Source organism: Myxococcus virescens, assembly GCF_900101905.1.
Lineage (GTDB): Bacteria > Myxococcota > Myxococcia > Myxococcales > Myxococcaceae > Myxococcus > Myxococcus virescens.
In genome coordinates, this window is record NZ_FNAJ01000002.1 from 626,774 (window position 1) to 646,419 (window position 19,646).

Here is a 19,646-nt window from a genome sequence, read left to right on the forward strand (position 1 = left end):
CGGACAGGGTGAGGACGGGCGCAAGCATGGTCGCCCGCGAGGATGCTCGAGTCCCGCTCAATGCACGGGGGGCAGCGTCCGAGGCTCACCGTCACGGGCGTGCCTCGCGTCGGCGTCCATCAGGAAATGGTGCACCGCCGCCCCCACGGTGGCATGCACATTCTCTGGCCCCAGCCGCTCCAGCAGACCGCTCCGCCGCAGCAGCGCCCGCAGCGGAGCCCGGGCCTCGGCGATGCCCAGCACCACGCCCTCTTCCTCGAATTCACGGCGCAGCTTCTCCAGTCCTTCCGCCGCGGTGACGTCCATGTCGAAAACGGCGGACGCATCAAGCACGAACCACCGCACAGGCGCATCCGCGCTGGAGACCAAGGCCCGGGCCTGCTCCCGCAGATGTCGCGCGTTGGCGAAGAACAGCGGCGCATCGAAGCGGTAGATGACGAGCCCGGGCACCGTCTCGGCGTTCTCGAACCGCTCGATGTCGTGGTAGCCGGGCACGCCCTCGCGCTCGCCAAGCACCGCGTCGTGGGGCCTGGCGGCCCGGCGGATGAGGTCCGCCAGGGCCAGCGCCACCGCGACGAGGATGCCTTGGAGGATGCCCAACACGAGCACCCCCACCATCGTCACGCACGCGAGCACCGCCTCCACGCGCCGCACGCGCCACAAGTCGATGATGGCTCGGAACTCCAGCAGGTACACCGCGGCCACGAAGACGATGGCGCCCAGCGTCACCATGGGCAAGTCGTGCAGCAGGGGCGTGAGGAACAGGGCGAACACCAGCACCACCCCAGCGGCGAGCACCCCCACGAGCTGGGTCCGCCCCCCCATGGAGACGTTGACGGCCGTGCGCGAGTCGCTCCCCGTCACGGGGAACCCCTGGCTGAACGCATTGGCGAGGTTGGCGGCGGCCTGCCCGAGGAACTCCTGATTGCTGTCCAGCCGGTAGCGGAACCTGTCGGCGTAGAATCGGCCCGTCAGCACGGAGCTGGCGTAGTTGACGAGCGCCAGGCTGAAGGCGGCGGGGAGCAGCGACCGCACGTCCTCGAAGCGCAGGGCCGGCAGGCCTGGCGCGGGGGGCTCGGCGGCAAGGTGGCCCACGACCTTGATGCCCCCATGCTCCAACTGGAACAGCCCCCCCGCCACCGTGGTGAGGACCACCAGGATGAGCGGACCGGGCGCCTTGGGCAGCAGTTGCCGCAGCAGCACGAGCGTGGTGATGACGCCCAGCCCCAGCAGGAGCGTCGGGACGTGGGTCCGTTCGAGGTGGGTGGCGACCTCGAACACCTGACCCGAGAACGTGTCGGACTGGCGCTCCTGCCCGAAGAGCCGCGCGAGCTGGCTGCCGATGATGATGAGCGCCGCGCCATTGATGTAGCCGATGAGGATGGGCTTGGACAGGAAGTCCGCGAGCGCGCCCACCTTGAGCAGCCCTCCGAGCAGGCTCAGCACGCCGACCAGCAGCGCCAGCAGTGCAGCCAGGGATGCGTAGCGCGCGGCGTCCGCGCCCGCCGCCACTGGCGCGAGCGCCGCGGCGGTGAGGATGGCGGCCCCCGCCTCGGGTCCGATGATGAGATGCCGCGAGGGCCCGAACAGCGCATAGGCCAGCATTCCCGCCACGCCCGCGTAGAGGCCCGCTGCTGGACGCACGCCCACGAGCTGCGCGTAGGCCAGGCCCTGGGGGATGAGCATCGCGCCAATGGTGAGCGCCGAGAGCAGGTCCGCCCGGAACCAGCGGCGCTGATAGCCGCGTGCCTGCCGCAGGCCCGGCAGGCCTCGCCGCACCGCCCGCCATGTCCGCGCCACCAGGTCGCTCACCGCCCATCCCCTCGCGCTGGTGCCCCGGGACACGCTGTGAACGCTGGGGCCGCTTCGCAACGCAAGGTCCTCGCCCCGGCGGCTCCTGGCATGGCCGCATGCCCCTGGGCGAATCCGGGCCGGGCCGAGTCCGCGCTGGGAGAAGCGCGGCCAGGGCCGCACTGAAGCGTGTACCCGAGCGCGCGGCGCGCCGCAGGGTGACCCCTCAGAACCCAATCGCGGGCAGCGGAGGCAGGGGCTTCCCCTCCAGCGCCTGCTCCAGCGACTCCGCGTAACGGCGGATGCCCGCGAGCCACGAGGCGTCCTTCTGGCCCTGCTCCGTGGCCGCGAGGACGCGGTGCAGGGTCTCCCGAGCCGTCCGGCGCGCCGCTGCCTGCCGCGCGTGCTGGCCCACGGCTCCCGCCAGCCGCAGCAGCCGGAGCACGACAGCGGGTTCGGTGGCGCCGTAGCGAAGCGTCTGGTCCGTGACCAGGTCCAGGTAGTCGCGCAGCGACAGCGCGCGAAGGAAGACGCGAGGGCGCCCGGACATGTCTGGCACCACGCGGGGGCCCAGCCGCAACTGGCTCAGCTCGCACATCAAGAAGGTGAGCTGGTCCAGCGCCTCCACCACGGTGTAGGGGTCGTTGATGCCCGGCGACAGCGCCTTGACGGCCACGTCCACCAACTGGCGCACGCCCAACGCGACGTCCACGTCCTCGTCCCGCCAGCGGTCCGTGTGGATGGCTCGGAGCAGGAGGGCCTCGGCCACCTCGCACGAAGCAGGGGAGAGGCGGTCATCCGACGCGAACCAGCCCACCTCGCCGCCTTGAATCACCGGCTCGCCGATGGCCCGCTCCAGGTGGACGATGAGTCTCCGCGCCGTCGCCACCTCCAGCAGGGGCCGCGCATCCACGGAGACGACGAAGCCGTTCCGTTCGGCCCGAAGTGGCCACCGCTCGCCCGTGGGCGCCGGCACCTTGGCCGGCGCCTCCATGTCCCCTGCGCGCAGGCGCTCCAGCCTGCGCGCGACGCGCAGCGTGTCCACGCGCACTCGCTGGACGATGTTCTCCACGCGCATGGATTGGAGCGTATGGAGCACATGGAAGACGAGCGCGCCCTCACAAACGACGAGCAGCAACATGGCCAGACTGAGCGCCGGGCGCGGGGCGCGCTCGGCGCCCGCCACGAGCCCGAACTCGTGGGTGGCCACGAGGCAGAAGACGCTCGTGGCGACGAACACCGGGATGACCACGCGGATACCCGCGCCGTGCACGAAGTGGCGCAGCAGTCGCGGCGAGAACTGCCCAGCGGCGTTCTGCACCACGAGCATGGAGAGGGACAGGACGATGCTCAAGGACGTCAGCGCAATCCCCAGCACGGTGGAGAGCATGTCCCGCGCCTCCGAGGAAGTGGCCTGCCAGGCGACGCCGCGCAGAACCCTTGCCGCGAACACAGGGGGCGCCACGAACACCACGCCCAGGCAAGCCCCAATCACCGCGCCCACCACGGGCGTGAGCCACAGCCGATGCCGCAGCCACCAACGGAGCGGCGGTGCATCTCGCGGCGGACCGGACCTGGGGACTCTACGTCCCAGGGCTGTGCGGGGGAGTGCCTGGATGCCCGCCATGCGCAGTACCTCCGCCACGGCACTGGCCCTGAGCCAGTGCGCTCAGGCCGACTGGCCACGGCGACCGGACCTGCCCCTGGGGCTTCCCTGGATCCGGCGACGGGTCCACCCCCCCAGAGACTGCGAACGCTCGAGTTCGGCGGCAAGACGCCTGCGAGGGACTGCGGCCGTGACCCGGGCCTGTCATGGGGCCAGACACGGCCGGGTTCATTGGCGCCAGTGGATGGGACGCCGACGTCGGCCTGGGCGACAGGGGCCCGACAGCCCCTACGCCCGTCTAGAACTGCAGGTACACGTACGGCCGCGTCTCCACGGCGGACAGGTGGCGGATGCCCAGGCCGAGCACCACCAGCACCGCGGCGCGCACCGGCATGGGCATGCGGACGAAGAGGTCCGACGACACCGTGTAGAGCTTCATCGGTACGGCATGGAAGAAGACGGCCGCGGCCAGCATGGCCCACACCAGCGGGCTCACGTTGGCGATGCCGGGCACGCCCGCCATCATCCGTTCGTAGAACTCGCCCGCGTGCGCCATGTCCGCCGCCCGGAACACCACGCGCGTCAGCACGACGATGGTGAACGTCGTCAACATGCCCAGCGCCACGCGGGGGATGCCCGGGGACTCGGGCTTGCCCACCGACCACTCCCAGCAGCGCGACACACACAGCGCCACGCCGTGCACCGCGCCCCAGACCGCGAAGCGCCAGTCCGCGCCGTGCCACAGGCCGCCCAGCACCATCACCGTCATCAGGTTGAACAGCACGCGCGGCTTCGACACGCGGTTGCCGCCCATTGGCCGGTACAGGTAGTCGCGCAGCCACGTGGACAGGCTCAGGTGCCACCGGTTCCAGAACTCGCCGATGTTCTTCGCCAGGTACGGGCGGTTGAAGTTCTCCGGGAACTTGAAGCCGAACAGCGCCGCCACGCCAATCGCGATGTCCGAGTACCCCGAGAAGTCGTAGTAGAGCTCGAAGGTGTAGGCCACCGCCGCGACGATGCACTCCGCGGAGGCGTACTTCTCCGGCGCGGCGAAGACGGGGTCCACCAGTCCCGCGCCCAGCACGTCCGCGATGACCAGCTTCTTCACCAGGCCCACCGCGATGCGGAAGAGGGCGTGGCCACCGGCGTCGGGCGTGAGGCTCGGCGTCTGGCGGAAGTGCACCATCAGCTCCGACGCCCGGATGATGGGGCCACTCACCACGCGCGGGAAGAAGAGCAGGTACAGCAGGTGCTCGATGAACGAGTGCTCCGCGCTCGCCTTCTGCCGGTACACGTCCACCGTGTAGCTGATGGCCTGGAAGACGAAGAAGGACAGGCCCACCGGCATCAGCAGGTTGAAGGGCTCGGCGCGGACTTCAATGCCCCACGGCGCCAGCAGCGACAGCAATGTCTGCCGCAGCATCTCCAGGTACTTGAAGCCCGCGAGCAGGCCCAGGTTGGAGACGACCGACACCGTGACAAGCGCCTTGCGGACCCCCTGTGACTGCGCGCGGGCCATGCCCTTCACGCACAGGTGGTCCACCGTGACGCCCACCAGGAAGATGAGGATGGGGAAGGGCGTGAAGGCCGCGTAGAAGAAGAGGCTGGCCACCAGCAGCACGCCGATGCGCGGCCAGTAGTGCCGGTGCACCGCCCAGTACAGGGCGAACACCGCGATGACGAAGACGAGGTACTGGACGCTGTGCGACAGCACGTCAGTTGTCCTCCACGCGCGAGGTGGGGCCTGCCTTCTTGTGGGCCTCGTACGCCGTGAGCAGCTCCCGGGAGAAGGCCCCCGCCAGCCGCGCGTAGCCTTCCGGTGTCAGGTGGACGCCGTCCGCGTGGCCCAGCGCGGGCTGCGTGCGCTGCCAGCGCAGCATGGAGCGCTCTCCGCCCATGGCCGCGCGCGTTGACCAGTACGCGCACCCCGCGTCCTTCGCCACCTGCGGCAGCGTGTTCAGCACCGACGCCAGCGAGGGCGCCTCGCTCCACCGGCCGTTGGCGTCCTGCGTGAGCCGGTCCGTGGGGCCCATCACCAGGCACTCCGCGTTGGTGGCCTTGCGCAGCCGCGTCAGCAGCTCCGTGTAGTCCCGGCGCAGCGCCGAGGCGTCCAGGTCCGGCCGGCCCGCCTCGTTGGTGCCGTACCAGAACACGAGCAGGTCCGGTCGCCGCGACGCCAGCTGCGCGTCCACCGCCGCCGCGTCCATGGCCCCCAAGGTCGAGGCCGTGGCGCCGGGAAGGCCCAGCGCGTCGTACACGACGCCCGGCGTGTCGTATTCCAGGGACGCCCCCAGCACCGTGACGTTGCCGTCCTTCGGCGCCGTCACCTCCACGGTGTGCGAGGACCCCGTAACGGGGAACGAGCGGATGCGCACGGTGGGCGCGGTCAACGGCTCCGGCGGAGGCGCGTCCGGCGGCAGCAGCTCGCCGTCAATCGCGATGTCCGGCGCGCGCACGTCCGGCGCGTCCAGCGCGTACAAATCCAACCGGCCCGAGGTCTCCTTCGCCTCCGGGCAGTCCTTGCAGAACTGGATGCGCAGCTTCGCGCCCGGACCACCCACGGCGCGGATGCCCGTCAGCCCCCACAGACCGCCGGGGGGCGCGTCCTTGGCGGCGTCCTCGATGGTCCAGTCCCCCTCCAGCGCGCGCGTCACGCCCGCGGGCTCCAGGCGGGGGGAGGCCTTGCCGGCGGCGATGAAGCCCCGGCCCGCGGCGCCGAAGCGCTTCGTCAGCACCTCGCGCACCGCGTCCGTGAAGTCGTGCGACGCGGTGTGCGAACCGCCCAGCTGCGCGACGCCCACGCGAAGGGCCTCGCCCGCCTCGCGGCGCTTCAGCTTGTCGAACGTGCGCGCCAGCGCGGTGTCCGCGTTCTGCAGGCCGGCCGGGTCCACCGCGGCCACCAGCGGCGCCCGGCTCTTCGCGAACGCACGCTGGAGGGACAGGTCGAAGAGGTGGCCCAGCAAATCCGAGCCCCGGGCGCGCGGGTGGACGAGGTCGTCCAGCATCAGCCCTTCCTCGAGCCAGCGCAGCGCGGAGCCCTCGCCGCCCATGGCGGCATAGGCGTCCCAGAACGCGCAGCCGGCCGCGCGGGCCTCCTCGCGGTAGATGGCGCCAATCTCCTGGGTGCCCCGGCGTGACACCACCTCGCCGCTCATGGTGCGCACGCCCGCGTCGATGGGGGCCATCAACAGGCACGCGGCGTTCGGCACGTTGGAGCGCACGCGAGACATCAACTCCTTTATCTGCGCGCGCACCTCGTCCAGCGTGGTGCGGTCTCGCGAGTAGAAGAAGGCCTCGTTGCCGCCCACCATCATCACCACCAGGGACGGCTTGCGCTGGCGCAGCTGCGCGCGGAAGGCGGCGGGCTGGGCGCGCAGGTACACCTCCGCCATTCCGCCCAGCAGGCCCACCGTGTCGTAGACGACGCCCGGCGTGCCCGACTCCAGCGTCATGCCGTGCAGCTCCACCTTGCCGGACGTGGTGAGCGTCAGCGACTTCGCGCCCTGCGGCAGGGTCACGCGGGCGAAGGCCGCCTCCGACTTGTTCTTGGAGAAGCCCCGCGTGTGGATGCGCTGGAGCGGCTTGCCGTCCACGGAGAACTGCACGGAGCCACTGGCGGGCTGCGCCAGGAAGAAGAGCTCCGCCACGCGCGAGCCCTCCACGTCATAACGCGTGCTCTGGGAGCCCTTCTCCGAGCTGAAGGCCACGCCGGTCCAGCCCACCCGGTCGCGGGGCCACTTGGAGTCCACCAGCCGCTCGATTTCCCAGCCGTCCGAGCCTCGGCCCGAGCGCGTCCAGCGGCCCGCGCTGGCGGGGCGGGTGATGAAGAGGAAGCCCTTGCCGCCCGCGCCGAAGCGCTCCTGGAGCCGGTCGCGCACCAAATCCGTGATGTGGTCGGAGGCGACCAGCGAGTCGCCCAGGTGCACCACGCGCACCGGCGTGCGCCGGGCGTCCTCGCGCAGCTCGGCCAGGGCCCGGGTGTAGGGCGCCAGTCCGTCCTCCTGGCAGCTCCCGTCCGGCCCCGCCTTGCGGCAGTTCAGCTCGATGTCCACGTGCTGGGAGCCCATGCGCTCGCGCAGGGCCTCCAGGTCCTTCGCGCGGGCCAGGGTGGGGGCGCTCAGCTCCTCCAGTCCGATGCCCGGCGTGGTGGGTACGGCGGGCAAAGGCTCCGCCACCAGGGCACCGGCGTCGGCGGGCTCCTCCTCTTCCGTCTCTTCCGGCGGGCGTTTGGCGGCGCCCGCACCCGCCGTCATCACTTCTCCGGGCGGACGCGTGGCGCGACCGCCCGACAGCGAGGTCGGCAGGACGAGCGCCACCAGCTTCTCGGGCAGGGGACCCCGCTGGAGACTCGGGAGGGGCCGGAGGGCGTCTGGGACCGGGGCAAGCGACAGCCCCAACGCCAGTGCGACGGTGAGGATGAGCGTCAGCCCGGTGGATCTGGCCTTGAGGAAGTCCAACAGCGCGGCATGAGACTGGCTTTTTGGTGGCGGGTCAAAACTCTCACCTCCCTTCGTGGCCTCGCCGTCTGGAGGGCGGGCAGGCGAGTCCCTCTTTCCCGGCGAGGCTGAAACGGTATGGTGCGCCGCCATGGCCGCCGGCTGGGTCCGGGGCCTTCAGGAGTGCAACACCCGCAATGGCCCTCTACCCCGTCATCATGGCCGGAGGTTCCGGCACCCGCTTCTGGCCGCTGTCCCGTCAGGCGCGGCCCAAGCAGTTCCTGCCGCTGGCTTCCAAGCTGCCGCTCATCACCGACACGTCCGCGCGCCTCAAGGGGCTCGCCTCGGTGAAGGACACCTTCATCGTCTGTGGCCCCCTGCACGCGAAGGCCGCGGCGAAGCTGGTGAAGGGGCTGCCCAAGGCGAACCTCCTGGTGGAGCCGGTTGCGCGCAACACCGCGCCCGCCATCGCCCTGGCGGCGGTGCAGGTGGCCGCGCGCGACCCCAAGGGCGTCATGGTGGTGCTGCCTTCCGACCACCACGTGGCGGACGTGCCCGGCTTCAAGCGCACGCTCGCGGACGCGGCGGACCTGGCGGAGGCGGGGCACATCGTCACGCTGGGCATCAAGCCTTCGCGCCCGGAGACGGGCTATGGCTACATCCAGGTCGGCGAGGCGCTGGAGGGCGGTGGCCGCAAGGTGCAGGCCTTCAAGGAGAAGCCCGACCTGGCGACGGCGCGCGGCTACGTGTCCTCCGGGGACTACCTGTGGAACGGCGGCATCTTCGTCTTCCGCGTGGACGTCATCCTGGAGGCCTTCGCGAAGCACATGCCGGAGATGCAGAAGGGCCTGGACGCCCTGCGCAAGGCCGCGGGCAAGCGGACCTTCGGCGCGGTGCTGAAGAAGGTGTTCCCGAAGCTGCCCTCCACCTCCATTGACTACGGCGTCATGGAGAAGGCCTCCAACATCGCGGTGCTGCCGGGTGACTTCGGCTGGTCGGATGTCGGCTCGTTCGCGGCGATTCCAGAGGTGCGCCCCGCCGACGCCCACGGCAACGTGGTGTCCGGCAACCTCGCGGTGGTGGTGGACTGCCACAACTGCGTGGTGCTCGCCGACAAGCGCCCGCTGTCCGTGGTGGGCCTCACCGACATGGTGGTGGTGGACTCCGGCGACGCGGTGCTCGTGGTGCCGAAGGACAAGAGCCAGGACGTGCGCAAGGTGGTGGAGGCGCTCAAGGCTCGCAAGCTGACGAAGTACCTGTAGGCGTCCAGGTGGGGCCGGGTGCGCTGGAGAAACGCCCGGTTCCCACCCGGGAAGAATTACTGGCCGCGAACCCCTGATTCACCGGTGACCTCGGTCAGTTGGGGGCTTGCTCTGTCGATGAGTGGACAAGGGTCCTCTGCACGCCGGTTGCAAGGCCCCCACCGCCTGCCCCGCTCCGGGGCGACAGAGGGTGGTGGGGTATGGCCTGCATGCGGTGTGACGTGGACCATCCGGCCGGGGCGTCTTGCTCGGCGGTGCATGACGGCGTCGCCGTGTCAGCGAGCTGCCTGGAGGGGCAGCGGCACGGGCCGCTCCTCTTCCGGCGCTGGTTGGGGGCGGGGGCGCTGGGCACGGTGTACCTGGCGGAGTACCTCCCCACGGGGCACCGCTTCGCGGTGAAGGTCTTGCACCCGCACCTGGCGGCGCAGCCGGCCATGCAGCGCCGCTTCTACGCGGAGGCGCATGCGTTGCGCGAGCTGGTCCACCCTCACGTTGCCCGCGTGCTGGACGCGCGCCCGGGGCCCGGCGGTCTGCCGTGCCTGCTGATGGAGTACGCCGACGGTGAGTCCTTCTCCCGTCTTCCCATGCCGCTGGCGCCCGTGGAGGCGGTGGAGTTGCTGGGGCAGACGCTGGAGGCCGTGGAGGCCGCGCACGCGCGCGGGCTCATGCACTGGGATTTGTCCGCGGACAACCTGGTCCTCACGCGGGATGCGCGGGGGGAGCGCCGGGTGAAGGTGCTCGACTTCGGCGCCAGCGCCATCCTCAGCTCCAGCCTGTCTCCCGAGGAGCGGGCTCGCGGCATGGTGGTGGGCTCGCCGGCCTTCATCGCGCCCGAGCAGTGGTCCGGTGAGGGCGTGGATGGCCGCGCGGACGTGTATGCGCTGGGCGTGGTGGGCTACCTGCTGCTCACCGGGCGGCTGCCCTTCGGCGTCGGCCGCGCGGGGGAGCTGGCGCCTCCGGAGCCGCATGTCCTCAATCCCTGCGTGCCACCCGCGCTGTCCGCGGTGCTGCTGCGGGCCCTGGCGCCGCGGCCCGCCGAGCGCTTCCCGGATGCCCGCGCGTTCCGAGAGGAACTGGCGCGCTGCATGGACCCGCGTGCCCGCGCGGCGGAGCGGGAGGCGGCGCTGGTCGACGACGTGGAGCTGCTGGTGGACATCGACATCACGTTCGACGAGGACGCAGCGCCCGTGTCCCAGGCGCCCATCCTGCTGCTGCCGGAGATGCGCGTACCAGAAGGCAACGTCACCATCTTCGGCCAGGCGATTCCGGAGGACGGTGCCACGCCGCTGCACCTGGCGCTGCGGGCGGCGGCCCATGCGGAGCCGGTGTTGGAGGCGCCGGCCCCGCGCGTCGCCGCGCCCGAGGGGTTGGACGTTCGCGTGCGTCTCGCGGAGGGCTGGACGCGGGTGGCGGCCAACGACGTGTCGGTGGATGGCTTCTTCGCCGCGTGGGATGGCGAACTGCCGCCGCTGGCCGCGCGCCTGGGCGTGGAGCTGTCCTTCGCGGGGCGCACCGTGACGTGCGAGGGCGACGTCGTCCGCCATGTCACGGGAGACGAGGCCCGGACCTGGGGCGTGGCCGCGGGCGCGTTCATCCACTTCACCGAGCCCGCGCCGGCGCTGCGCCAGTGGGTGGCGTGGATGCTGGAGGAGGGGCGCCGGCCGGAGCCGCGTCCCGATGGGGAGCTGGCGCGGCTGCTCGCCCGGGCCGCGGAGGCCGCGAAGGACCCGTATGTCCTGCTGGGCGCGCGGCCCGACGCCGGCTTCGAGGAGATTCGCCGCCGGGCCAGCGCCGCCCTGCGCCGGCTGGAGGGCTTCCGCGCCCGTCCGCTGCCGTCCGGGCAGCGCCGCGCGTTGGAGGCGCTGCGGGGTCGGGTGGAGTCCGCCCGCTGCACCCTGGGCGAGCCGCTGAGCCGCGCCGGCTTCGACGCCGTTCGGGGCAACCTGCCGGGGCTGGCCCGCTGCGTGGAGGCAGGGCTGCCGGACGAGGAGGTGGAGCCCCTGCGCCACGCCTTCCTGTCGGCCCGGCCGGGCTCGGAGGCTCGGGCCCGGGCCCTCTTCACCCAGGGACACGCGCTGGAGGCGCAGCGGGCCCTGCGCGCAGCCCTCTCTCGCTATGCGAACGCGCTGGCGTTGGATCCGCTCAACGTGTCGTGGCTGCGGCACTACCAGGAGCTGCGCCAGCGGGCACAGGGCCTGACGCCTTCCATGCCCCCCGTACCTCACGAGGGGACCATGGCCCCCTCGGCCCTGCTTCCGTAGCGCGGGGGCCTTTTCCGGCCCCTTGGCCCTCCAACGGGCCAGGGACGCCCTCGGGTCGGGTGCCCCCCTGGCCCGCGCTCGTGTAGAGTCCGCCGCCCTCTGCCATGCCCTCCGTCGTCACGGGGGCGGGGACACCTTCATGAACGCGCACATCTTCCGCGAATACGATATCCGAGGCCTGGTCGATAAGGACCTCACCACCGAGGTGGTGGAGCTGCTGGGCAAGGGCCTGGGCACCATCATCCGTCGCCAGGGCGGGCGCTCCATCGCCGTGGGCCGCGACTGCCGCGAGTCCTCCACCCGCTTCCGGGACGCGCTCTGCGCGGGCCTCACCTCCACGGGCCTCAACGTGTTCGACGTGGGCGTGGTCCCCACGCCGCTGACGTACTTCGCCGCCAACACCCTGCCGGTGGACGGCCTGGCGATGATTACCGGCAGCCACAACCCACCCGAGTACAACGGCTTCAAGATTGGCGCGGGGAAGACGACCTTCCACAGCCATGAGATTCAAGCCCTGCGCAAGCTCATCGAGGCGCGGGACTTCGAGGTGTCTCCCAAGCCGGGCACGGTGACGCCGTACGACATCATCACGCCCTACAACCACTTCGTCCGCCAGACGGTGAAGGTGGGCCGCAAGGGGATGCGCATCGTCATCGACGCCGGCAACGGCACGGGCGGCGCCATCGCGGTGCCGTTGTTCGAGAGCATGGGCTTCGACGTGGTGCCCCTGTTCTGTGAGATGGACGCGACGTTCCCCAACCATCACCCGGACCCGACGGTGGTGGAGAACCTGGAGGACCTCATCGCGGCGGTGAAGCGCGAGAAGGCCGAGGTGGGCATCGCCTACGACGGCGACAGTGACCGCATCGGCGTCATCGACGACCAGGGCAACATCCTCTGGGGCGACCAGCTGATGGTGCTCTTCAGCCGCTACGTGCTGAAGGAGAGCCCGGGCGCGGCCATCGTCGGCGAGGTGAAGTGCAGCTACACGCTGTACGACGACATCGCGAAGCGCGGCGGCAAGCCCATCATGTGGAAGGCCGGGCACTCGCTCATCAAGTCGAAGATGAAGGAGACGCAGGCGGAGCTGGCAGGAGAGATGAGCGGCCACATCTTCTTCAAGAACCGCTACTTCGGCTTCGACGACGCCATCTACTCCACCGCGCGCCTGCTGGAGATTCTCACGCACGAGAAGGCGACCATGTCGGAGCTCCTGTCCGACGTGCCGAAGACCTACGCCAGCCCGGAGCTGCGCTTCGACACGAAGGAAGAGAAGAAGTTCGAGATGGTGAAGCGCGCCACGGAGACGCTGCGCGACGCGGGCCACGACATCATCGACGTGGACGGCGTGCGCGTGACGTTCCCCGACGGCTGGGGCCTCATCCGTGCCTCCAACACGCAGCCCATCCTGGTGCTGCGCTTCGAGGCCAACACGCCCGAGCGCCTCAAGGAAATCCAGGCCCTCATCGAGGGCACCGTGGAGAAGGTCAAGGTCGAGGTCGGGGGCTGACATGACGACGCCGCGCATCCTCGCCATCAGTGGCAGCCTCCGGACGGGGAGCTTCAACCGCCAGCTCCTGGCCATCGCCGTTGCCCACGCCCGCTCGCTGGGCGCGGAGGTGGACGTGGTGGACCTCAAGACGCTGGAGCTGCCCCTCTACGACGGCGACGTGGAGGCCAAGGCCCTGCCCGCTCCCGTGGAGGAGCTGCGCGAGCGGCTGGGCAAGGCCCAGGGTCTGCTCATCGCCAGCCCGGAGTACAACTCTTCCATTCCGGGAGGCCTGAAGAACGCCATCGACTGGGTGTCCCGCCCGCCCGGCAGGCTCTTCCAGGAGAAGTGGGTGGCGATGATGGGCGCCACGCCCGGCGTCTTCGGCACCGCGCGCATGCAGCCGCACCTGCGGCAGGTGATGGCCTCCGTGGGGGCGCACGTGCTGCCCACGCAGGTGCACATGGCCCGCGTGTCGGATGCCTTCACCCCCGACGGGAAGCTCAAGGACGAGGCGCGCCAGAAGGAAGTGGAAGCGCTGGCGGCCGCGTTGGTTTCCAAGCTGAAGCCCTGAGAGGACGCGCTCATGCCAACGCTCGGAATCGACCTGGGGGGGACCTTCGCCCGCGCCGCCGTGGTGGACGAGGTTGGCAAGCTGATTGCCTCCTCGAAGGTGGCCCTGGTGGAGCGCAGTCCTTCAGGGGTCGTGGAGACCATTGCCCAGGCGGCCTCGGACGCGGTGATGGTCGCCGGTGTGCCGCTGGGCGCGTGTGGTGTGGCGGCCGCCGGGCAGATTCACAAGGACTCGGGCGTGTTGTCGGTGGCTCCCAACCTGGGCTGGCGCAACGTGCCGCTGGGCGCGCTGCTCACGCACCGGTTGGGCCAGCCGGTGCGCGTGGTGAATGACCTGGCCGCGGCGGCGTGGGGCGAATTCCACGCCGGCGCGGGTCGGGGCTCCCAGGACATGCTGGTGGTGTTCGTGGGCTCGGGGGTGGGGAGCGCCATCATCGCGGGTGGTCGGCTCGTGGACGGCGGTGGCGGTGTGGCGGGCGAGCTGGGCCACATCAAGGTGGTTCCTGGCGGGCGCCGCTGCGGCTGTGGCGAGCTGGGGTGCCTGGAGGCCTACGCTGGTGGCCACAACCTCATCGCGCAGACGCGGGAGTTGCTCGCCAGCGGTGGTGCGCCGGAGGTGGCGCGGCTGACGGGTGGAGACCCGGCGCGCATCACCCCGGTGACGTTGGAGCAGGCGGCGGAGGCGGGCGACGTGGCGGCCGGCGAAGTCTACGAGCGGGCAGCGCGGTTCCTGGCCCTGGCCGTGGCCAACCAGGTGACGATGCTCAACCCGGCGCGGCTGGTGCTGGGGGGCGGCGTGCTGAGACACTGCCCGGGCTTGCGGCGCCGTGTGGAGGAGGGCGTGCGCGCCTGGTCCTCCACCACGTCGCGCGAGGGCCTGCTCATCGCGGACGCGGAGCTGGGAGATGACAGCGGTCTGATTGGCGCGGCGTTGCTGGTGAAGTAGTCCGCGCCCCTTTCCGGAGGAGGAGGCATTCCATGGCCGAGCACAAGGGCATCGTCACGTTCAAGGGGCAGCCGGTGACGCTGGTGGGGGACGAGGTGAAGGTGGGCGACGCCGCTCCGGACTTCACCGTCTTCAAGGGACTCAACGACGCCGTGCGGCTGTCGGACGTGAAGGGCAGCGTGGTGGTGTTGAGCGTGGCGCCCAGCGTGGACACGCGGGTGTGTGCGGCGCAGCTTCGCGCGTTCAACAAGGAAGCCACGGCGCTGGGGCCGGACGTGAAGGTGTGGTTCGTCACGCTGGACTTGCCCTTCGCGCTGGGGCGCTTCATCGGCGCTGAGGGCATCCAGAACGTCACCACGCTGTCGGACTACAAGGACCGCGAGTTCGGTGAGAAGTACGGCGTGTACATGAAGGAGTTGGGGCTGCTCGCGCGCAGCACCTTCGTGGTGGACCGTAAGGGCAAGGTCGTGTTCCGGGAGATTGTCCCGGAGATGACGCACGAGCCGGACTACGACGGCGCGATGAAGGCGGTCCGCGCGGCGCTGTGACGGAGATTCAGCCGCGCTCCGGCGGTTTCCAGCGCCGCAGCGCGGTCTGCTGCTCGTAGGGCTGGGGCGACGGGTAGGTGATGAACTCGATGATGGTGCCCCAGGGGGCCCGGGCGTAGCAGAAGGCGTTGCCCGGGCCTTTCTCCAGTGCTGGCAGTTCGTGGGGGCTCGAGAAGACCTCGCCTCCCGCCGCCTGGAAGCGCGCGAGCGCTGTGTCCATGTCGTCCACGTAGACGGCCAGGTGCTGGATGCCCAGGTCGTTGGGGCGGGCGGGTGGGCGCTGCTCGGGGGCTGCGTATTCGAACAGCTCGAGGCTGGGGCCGTTGCCCAAGCGGAGCAGCCGCATCGCGCGGATGCTGGAGCCGGGGAGGAAGCGCAGGCGTCGTTGCAGGTCCGGGCCTTCCTGGGGCGGCTGGCCTTTCGCCAGGCTGTCGTAGAGGACTTCGGCGCCAAGGGCCTCGATGAAGAAGGCCGTTGCCGCTTGGAGGTCCGGCACCGTCACGCCGACATGGTCGATGCCGCGTACTCCGGGAGAAGCCGATGGCATGGCGCGCACGCTCCTGAATGGGATGGAACGCGAGACTGCTGGGCTGCTCCACGGTGCGGCCATGTGGAGTGCCGCGTCAATGTGCGGTGTCCCTTGGGGCGGGCCGGTGTTCAGTCATGGGCGGGCCATGCCTCGGCACGAGAAACCCCGCCCCAGTGCATCTCGGCACCGGGACGGGGCGGGGTGTGGGTGAAGCAGGCTGTGGAGCGACTACAGCGTGGGCGTACCGACGCGGTTGCTGCAGTACGCGCTGGAGCCGCAGGTGGTGCCGACGTTGGCGTACCAGGCCGTCTTGCGCGTGCCGTACTGACGGTTGTCCGCGTGGACGTGCGCGCCCGTGGAGTTACCCGTGGAGCCCACGAGGCCCAGCGCACAGCGGTCGCACGTCTTGGAGCCCGACGACACGTTGGAGTTCAGGTGGAGCTGGCGGAAGTCCCAGCCGCTGCCACCCGTGACGACGTAGTAGTTGCCCGCGCCGCCATTGCAGCTCGTGCCGCCGCTGCAGTTGTTCGCACAGCCGCCGTAGTAGGCGTAGTAGCGGCTGACGTTGATCATCCCGCGGTGGTTCCACACGCTGCAGGTGCCGTTGCTCATGTCGAGCGCGTTGTGGCTGCTGCCCGAGCACGAGTAGTACGTCGTGGAACCCACGCGCGCGGCGGTGTCACAGATGGGACCCACGGCCGTCGCGGCCGTGACAGAGGTGGCCCAGCCCGCGGCGGCGAGCACCAGGCCCGCCATGGTCAGCTTCATCGTCTTCATCAAGAGACTCCCTCGTTGGTGTAGCGCTGCGTACTGCGGTGAAGCAGGGGTCACCTCCGGCGGCGCTGCTTCTCGCGCAGCACCAGCTCCCACTCCTGGAGGTTGAGCTTCAGGACGGACACCCAGGCGTCGATTTCCGCATCCATGGCGCGGTCCACGCCGCGCAAGGACTCCAGCACGGGCACCGCGTGGGCCTGCCCCAGCCGGGCAATCCCCTGGAGCGCCGCCTTGCGCACCGCCGGGTCCTTGTCTTCTCGGAACAGGTCCACCAGCGAGCCTCGCGCGCCCGCGGACTCGCCGCCGGGCACGCCGCCCAGCGCCGTGGCCGCCGCCGCGCGCAGCTCCGGGTTCTCCGAACGCAGCTGTCGCGTCACCTGCTCCACCGCCTCGTGGCCCACGGCCTCCATGGAGACCTCGCGCAGCAGCTTCGCCGCCACCGCCGGGTCTTCCGATGCCGATGCCACCGACACCGCCGCCTCCGACACCCGGCGGTCATGGCCGCTGTAGACGTCCGCGCTCTCGGAGACGATGTTGTCCGCCACCGCCGCGCGCACCTCGGGGGAGGCGTCGCGCACCAGTTGCTCGTACGTCACTACGCCGCCGTTCTTCTCCATGAACTCGACGGAGGGCACGCCGCGCAGGCCCCGCACCGCCGCCGCGCGCAGCGCCGGGTCCGAATCCCCAGTGGCCCGGGCGAGCAGCGGCTGGATGAGGCCGGGGTTCTCCGCGTTGCTCGCCTTGGTGGCCAGCGCCGCGCCCAGGGCCTCCAGGACCTCCGGGTCCCGCTCACCCTGCAGCGCCGCCAGCAGTGACTCCGCGGGCATGGCGAGCGCGGCTTCCTTCAGCCGCATCTTCACGTAGCGCTTCAGCGCGGGGGAGCCGTTCTTCATCGCCACGCGCACGTCGTCCAGCATGCCCTGCACCGTGCATTGCGTGGGGCGGAGCGTCGCCTCGGCGCGCGCCGTCACGGGCGTCAGGGACGAAAGGGCCACCAGGAGCGCCGCGCGCCCCATTCGCTTCATCGACAGGGGGGACATCAGTGCGGCGCTCCTTCTTCGACCAGACAGTTGTGGTGCTCGCGCTTGCCCAGCCAGATGCGGGCGAAGTCCACCGTGCCCGACGCGTAGAGGGCTTGGAACTCCAGGTAGTCCTGCGTGAAGCGCGGGTCCTTCGCGGCGAACTGCTCCAGCATCGGCAGCGCCTTGTCGCCGCCCGCGCGCACGGCGAAGCGGAAGATGGCCCAGCGCACGCAGAGGTCATGCTCGGCCAGGAAGGCGGCGCGGAGGATCTCCATCGCCTTCTCCGGCTCGCTGGTGACGCCCAGCCGGAAGGCCGCCATCTCCCGCACGTCCCGCTCGCGGTCGCTGGAGAGGATGCGCTTGAGCGAGTCGAAGGACTCCGCGCCGATGACGGGGTTCGAATACGACGGCATCTCCAGCGCGAGCAGCCGCACGGCCATGTCGTCGGACGTGCCGCCGATGTCCAGGAGCTCCTTCCAATAGGGCTCGAAGGTCCCGGTGCGCTCGTAGTCCTCCTTCATCACCCGGCCCAGCGTGCGCGTGGCCACCCAGGCGGTGGAGTCCAGCGTCTCGTCCAGCGCCAGCTTCTTGAGTCGCTGGATGTCTCCCGGCGCCAGCTTCCGTTGCGTCTCCAGGGCGTCCAGCGCGGCGGAGCGCGTCTGCAAGGGCGCACCTGGGTCCTCGCCCAGCTTCAGCAGGCTCTGCGCCACCTGCGGCGCATGCACCGCGGGCGCGGCCTTCAGCGCGTCCATGTAGATGCCCAACTCTGGTCCGCTGGCGCCCTTGGCCCACTCCAACACCTGGAGCGCGCGCGTCGCGTCGTTGCCCACCAGCTCCGTCAGCCGCTCCTGGAGGTAGGCCGCCAGGTACCGGTCTCCGTTTCCGATGGCCGTCGTCAGCGCCTTCCGGAACGAGTCCATGGACACCGCGGCGTCGAAGGCATGCAGGCCGTCCCAGCACCCAGGCATGGGGATCTGCTCCACCGCGGGCTCGGGCTCCGAGGGCGTGGCGCCTGGGGTGCCGACACCGGGCGTACCGCGAGGGCCGGAGGCCGCCGAGGGGGAGGTCTCGGCCGATACGGGCTCGCCGGGAAGAGAGGGGCCAGTCCGTGGCCACAGCAACGCCACGGCTGCCGCGACCAGCAAGACGCCTGCGGCCACGGTCCAACGAAGGTTTCTGGAAGTCATCAGGGGAGGGGCTGAGTCAGTGAATCCTGCGAATTCTTGGATACTTTGAATTTGAGGGCCTTGGCAATGGGGACCCCCAGAACTCAGCCTGCGCGTCGCGTCATCGCTTCAAGGGAGACAGAAATGTCCACGGCTCGCACGGTTCGAATGGGTGTCATTGGCGCGGGCTTCGCGCGCACCACGCAAATCCCCGCGCTGCGCGCCTTGCCGGGCGTGGAGGTGGTGAGCCTGGCCAGTGCGCGGCGCGAGAAGGTGGAGGCGGCGGGCCGGCAGTTGGGCGTGCCGCATGTGACGACGGACTGGCGTGAGGTGGTGTCCCGGCCGGATGTGACGTGCGTGTGCATCTCCACGCCGCCCGCGCTGCACCGGGACATCACCCTGGCCGCGCTGGAGGCGGGCAAGGCGGTGCTGTGTGAGAAGCCCACCGCGTTGGATGCGAGGGATGCGGAGGCCATGTGGCACGCGGCGCGTGAGCGGCGTGTCCTGGCGCTGCTGGACCATGAGCTGCGCTTCCTGCCCGCGCGGCAGCGGATGCGAGCCCTGCTGCGTTCTGGCGAGCTGGGCGCGGTGCGCGGCGCGCGTGTCTTCTATCGCAACGACAACCGCGCCTCGCCGGAGCGGCCGTGGGACTGGTGGTCGGACGCGTCGCAAGGAGGCGGGCTCCTGGGCGCCATCGGCTCACACGCGGTGGACACGCTGCGCTTCATGCTGGGCGCCGAGCCCGACGAGGTGCTGGGCGAGCTGGCCACGCACACGCCCGAGCGGCCCGATGCGCTCACGGGACAGTCGCGCTCGGTGACGAGCGACGACGAGGCGCGGCTGCTGCTCCGCTTTGGTGCGACGACGGCCGCCATCGAGATGTCGATGGTGTCCCCCGGCAAGCCCGTGCACGGCGTCGAGGTGTCCTGCGCGCGCGGGGGCCTGCGCGTGGAGGGCCGCGAGCTGTGGCGCTCCACGGTGGGGACACGTTCCTGGGAGCGGGTGGCGCTTCCCGAGGAACCGCCGCTTCCCCCCGGCCTGCCGGACAACGAGTGGGCGCGCGGCTTCCTGCTGCTGGCCCGAGCATTCACCCAGGCCCTGCGCGAAGGCCGCGCCTCGGTGGAGGACGCGGCCACGCTGGAGGACGGCTGGCGCAACCAGCGGGTGTTGGATGCGGCTCGGCGCTCACATGTGGAGCGCCGGTGGATTCGCCTGTCCTCCAGGACGTAATTGCTCCCCGCCC

General features: G+C 70.8%; 15 protein-coding genes. 7 read left to right on the plus strand and 8 right to left on the minus strand.

Annotated features, from left to right (window positions below):
- Positions 1-57: 57 nt before the first annotated feature.
- The 4 genes from BLU09_RS09315 to BLU09_RS09330 all read right to left on the minus strand — a co-directional run bounded on the left by BLU09_RS09315 (position 58) and on the right by BLU09_RS09330 (position 7,986).
- Positions 58-1,812: a SulP family inorganic anion transporter gene (locus BLU09_RS09315; RefSeq protein ID WP_090488340.1), complete on the minus strand. Its 1,755-nt coding sequence runs from the start codon at positions 1,810-1,812 to the stop codon at positions 58-60.
- Positions 1,813-2,017: 205 nt separating this feature from the next.
- Positions 2,018-3,418 carry a DUF2254 domain-containing protein gene (locus BLU09_RS09320; RefSeq protein WP_244171568.1) on the minus strand — a complete coding sequence of 467 codons (1,401 nt, stop codon included), beginning with the start codon at positions 3,416-3,418 and terminating at the stop codon, positions 2,018-2,020.
- Positions 3,419-3,695: 277 nt separating this feature from the next.
- Positions 3,696-5,111: an MBOAT family O-acyltransferase gene (locus BLU09_RS09325; protein WP_090488354.1), complete on the minus strand. Its 1,416-nt coding sequence runs from the start codon at positions 5,109-5,111 to the stop codon at positions 3,696-3,698.
- Between the two features lies 1 nt (position 5,112).
- Positions 5,113-7,986, minus strand: coding sequence for a GDSL-type esterase/lipase family protein (locus BLU09_RS09330; protein ID WP_090488356.1), 2,874 nt, complete (start codon positions 7,984-7,986; stop codon positions 5,113-5,115).
- 44 nt (positions 7,987-8,030) lie between these two features.
- Between BLU09_RS09330 and BLU09_RS09335 the strand changes: the two genes are divergently transcribed.
- From BLU09_RS09335 to tpx, 6 genes are all read left to right on the plus strand, one after another.
- On the plus strand, positions 8,031-9,095 hold the full coding sequence (locus BLU09_RS09335) for a mannose-1-phosphate guanylyltransferase (RefSeq protein WP_090488358.1): 1,065 nt from the start codon (positions 8,031-8,033) through the stop codon (positions 9,093-9,095).
- A gap of 200 nt (positions 9,096-9,295) precedes the next feature.
- Positions 9,296-11,356 carry a serine/threonine-protein kinase gene (locus BLU09_RS09340; RefSeq protein WP_090488360.1) on the plus strand — a complete coding sequence of 687 codons (2,061 nt, stop codon included), beginning with the start codon at positions 9,296-9,298 and terminating at the stop codon, positions 11,354-11,356.
- Between the two features lie 139 nt (positions 11,357-11,495).
- Positions 11,496-12,866: a phosphomannomutase/phosphoglucomutase gene (locus BLU09_RS09345; protein ID WP_011556430.1), complete on the plus strand. Its 1,371-nt coding sequence runs from the start codon at positions 11,496-11,498 to the stop codon at positions 12,864-12,866.
- A 1-nt stretch (position 12,867) separates the two neighbouring features.
- On the plus strand, positions 12,868-13,419 hold the full coding sequence (locus BLU09_RS09350; RefSeq protein ID WP_090488362.1) for an NADPH-dependent FMN reductase: 552 nt from the start codon (positions 12,868-12,870) through the stop codon (positions 13,417-13,419).
- 12 nt (positions 13,420-13,431) lie between these two features.
- The gene (locus BLU09_RS09355) at positions 13,432-14,364 is read left to right on the plus strand and encodes an ROK family protein (protein ID WP_090488364.1); all 933 of its coding nucleotides are present in this window, start codon (positions 13,432-13,434) and stop codon (positions 14,362-14,364) included.
- Positions 14,365-14,396: 32 nt separating this feature from the next.
- On the plus strand, positions 14,397-14,912 hold the full coding sequence (tpx, locus tag BLU09_RS09360) for a thiol peroxidase (protein ID WP_090488366.1): 516 nt from the start codon (positions 14,397-14,399) through the stop codon (positions 14,910-14,912).
- Positions 14,913-14,919: 7 nt separating this feature from the next.
- Here tpx and BLU09_RS09365 read toward each other — a convergent pair whose 3' ends face one another.
- From BLU09_RS09365 to BLU09_RS09380, 4 genes are all read right to left on the minus strand, one after another.
- A complete protein-coding gene (locus BLU09_RS09365; RefSeq protein WP_244171569.1) occupies positions 14,920-15,459 on the minus strand; it encodes a VOC family protein in 540 nt (179 codons plus the stop codon).
- Positions 15,460-15,669: 210 nt separating this feature from the next.
- On the minus strand, positions 15,670-16,218 hold the full coding sequence (locus BLU09_RS09370; protein ID WP_186817773.1) for a M23 family metallopeptidase: 549 nt from the start codon (positions 16,216-16,218) through the stop codon (positions 15,670-15,672).
- Between the two features lie 50 nt (positions 16,219-16,268).
- Positions 16,269-17,255: a HEAT repeat domain-containing protein gene (locus BLU09_RS09375; RefSeq protein WP_090488372.1), complete on the minus strand. Its 987-nt coding sequence runs from the start codon at positions 17,253-17,255 to the stop codon at positions 16,269-16,271.
- Positions 17,255-18,205, minus strand: coding sequence for a HEAT repeat domain-containing protein (locus BLU09_RS09380; protein WP_244171570.1), 951 nt, complete (start codon positions 18,203-18,205; stop codon positions 17,255-17,257). The genes BLU09_RS09375 and BLU09_RS09380 overlap by 1 nt, the downstream gene beginning before the upstream one ends.
- Positions 18,206-18,547: 342 nt before the next feature.
- Between BLU09_RS09380 and BLU09_RS09385 the strand changes: the two genes are divergently transcribed.
- Positions 18,548-19,633, plus strand: a complete 1,086-nt coding sequence (locus BLU09_RS09385) for a Gfo/Idh/MocA family protein (RefSeq protein WP_090488377.1) — start codon at positions 18,548-18,550, stop codon at positions 19,631-19,633.
- The last annotated feature ends 13 nt before the right edge of the window (positions 19,634-19,646 follow it).

What these genes read in the sequence shown, in the direction of transcription:
- BLU09_RS09350 (WP_090488362.1), top strand. Translation starts at nt 12,868, where the DNA reads ATGACGACGCCGCGCATCCTCGCCATCAGTGGCAGCCTCCGGACGGGG.
- BLU09_RS09320 (WP_244171568.1), bottom strand. Translation starts at nt 3,418, where the DNA reads ATGGCGGGCATCCAGGCACTCCCCCGCACAGCCCTGGGACGTAGAGTC.
- BLU09_RS09380 (WP_244171570.1), bottom strand. Translation starts at nt 18,205, where the DNA reads ATGCCTGGGTGCTGGGACGGCCTGCATGCCTTCGACGCCGCGGTGTCC.
- BLU09_RS09340 (WP_090488360.1), top strand. Translation starts at nt 9,296, where the DNA reads ATGGCCTGCATGCGGTGTGACGTGGACCATCCGGCCGGGGCGTCTTGC.
- BLU09_RS09385 (WP_090488377.1), top strand. Translation starts at nt 18,548, where the DNA reads ATGTCCACGGCTCGCACGGTTCGAATGGGTGTCATTGGCGCGGGCTTC.
- BLU09_RS09370 (WP_186817773.1), bottom strand. Translation starts at nt 16,218, where the DNA reads ATGAAGACGATGAAGCTGACCATGGCGGGCCTGGTGCTCGCCGCCGCG.
- BLU09_RS09330 (WP_090488356.1), bottom strand. Translation starts at nt 7,986, where the DNA reads ATGGCGGCGCACCATACCGTTTCAGCCTCGCCGGGAAAGAGGGACTCG.
- BLU09_RS09365 (WP_244171569.1), bottom strand. Translation starts at nt 15,459, where the DNA reads ATGCCATCGGCTTCTCCCGGAGTACGCGGCATCGACCATGTCGGCGTG.
- BLU09_RS09355 (WP_090488364.1), top strand. Translation starts at nt 13,432, where the DNA reads ATGCCAACGCTCGGAATCGACCTGGGGGGGACCTTCGCCCGCGCCGCC.
- BLU09_RS09335 (WP_090488358.1), top strand. Translation starts at nt 8,031, where the DNA reads ATGGCCCTCTACCCCGTCATCATGGCCGGAGGTTCCGGCACCCGCTTC.
- BLU09_RS09345 (WP_011556430.1), top strand. Translation starts at nt 11,496, where the DNA reads ATGAACGCGCACATCTTCCGCGAATACGATATCCGAGGCCTGGTCGAT.
- BLU09_RS09375 (WP_090488372.1), bottom strand. Translation starts at nt 17,255, where the DNA reads ATGTCCCCCCTGTCGATGAAGCGAATGGGGCGCGCGGCGCTCCTGGTG.
- tpx (WP_090488366.1), top strand. Translation starts at nt 14,397, where the DNA reads ATGGCCGAGCACAAGGGCATCGTCACGTTCAAGGGGCAGCCGGTGACG.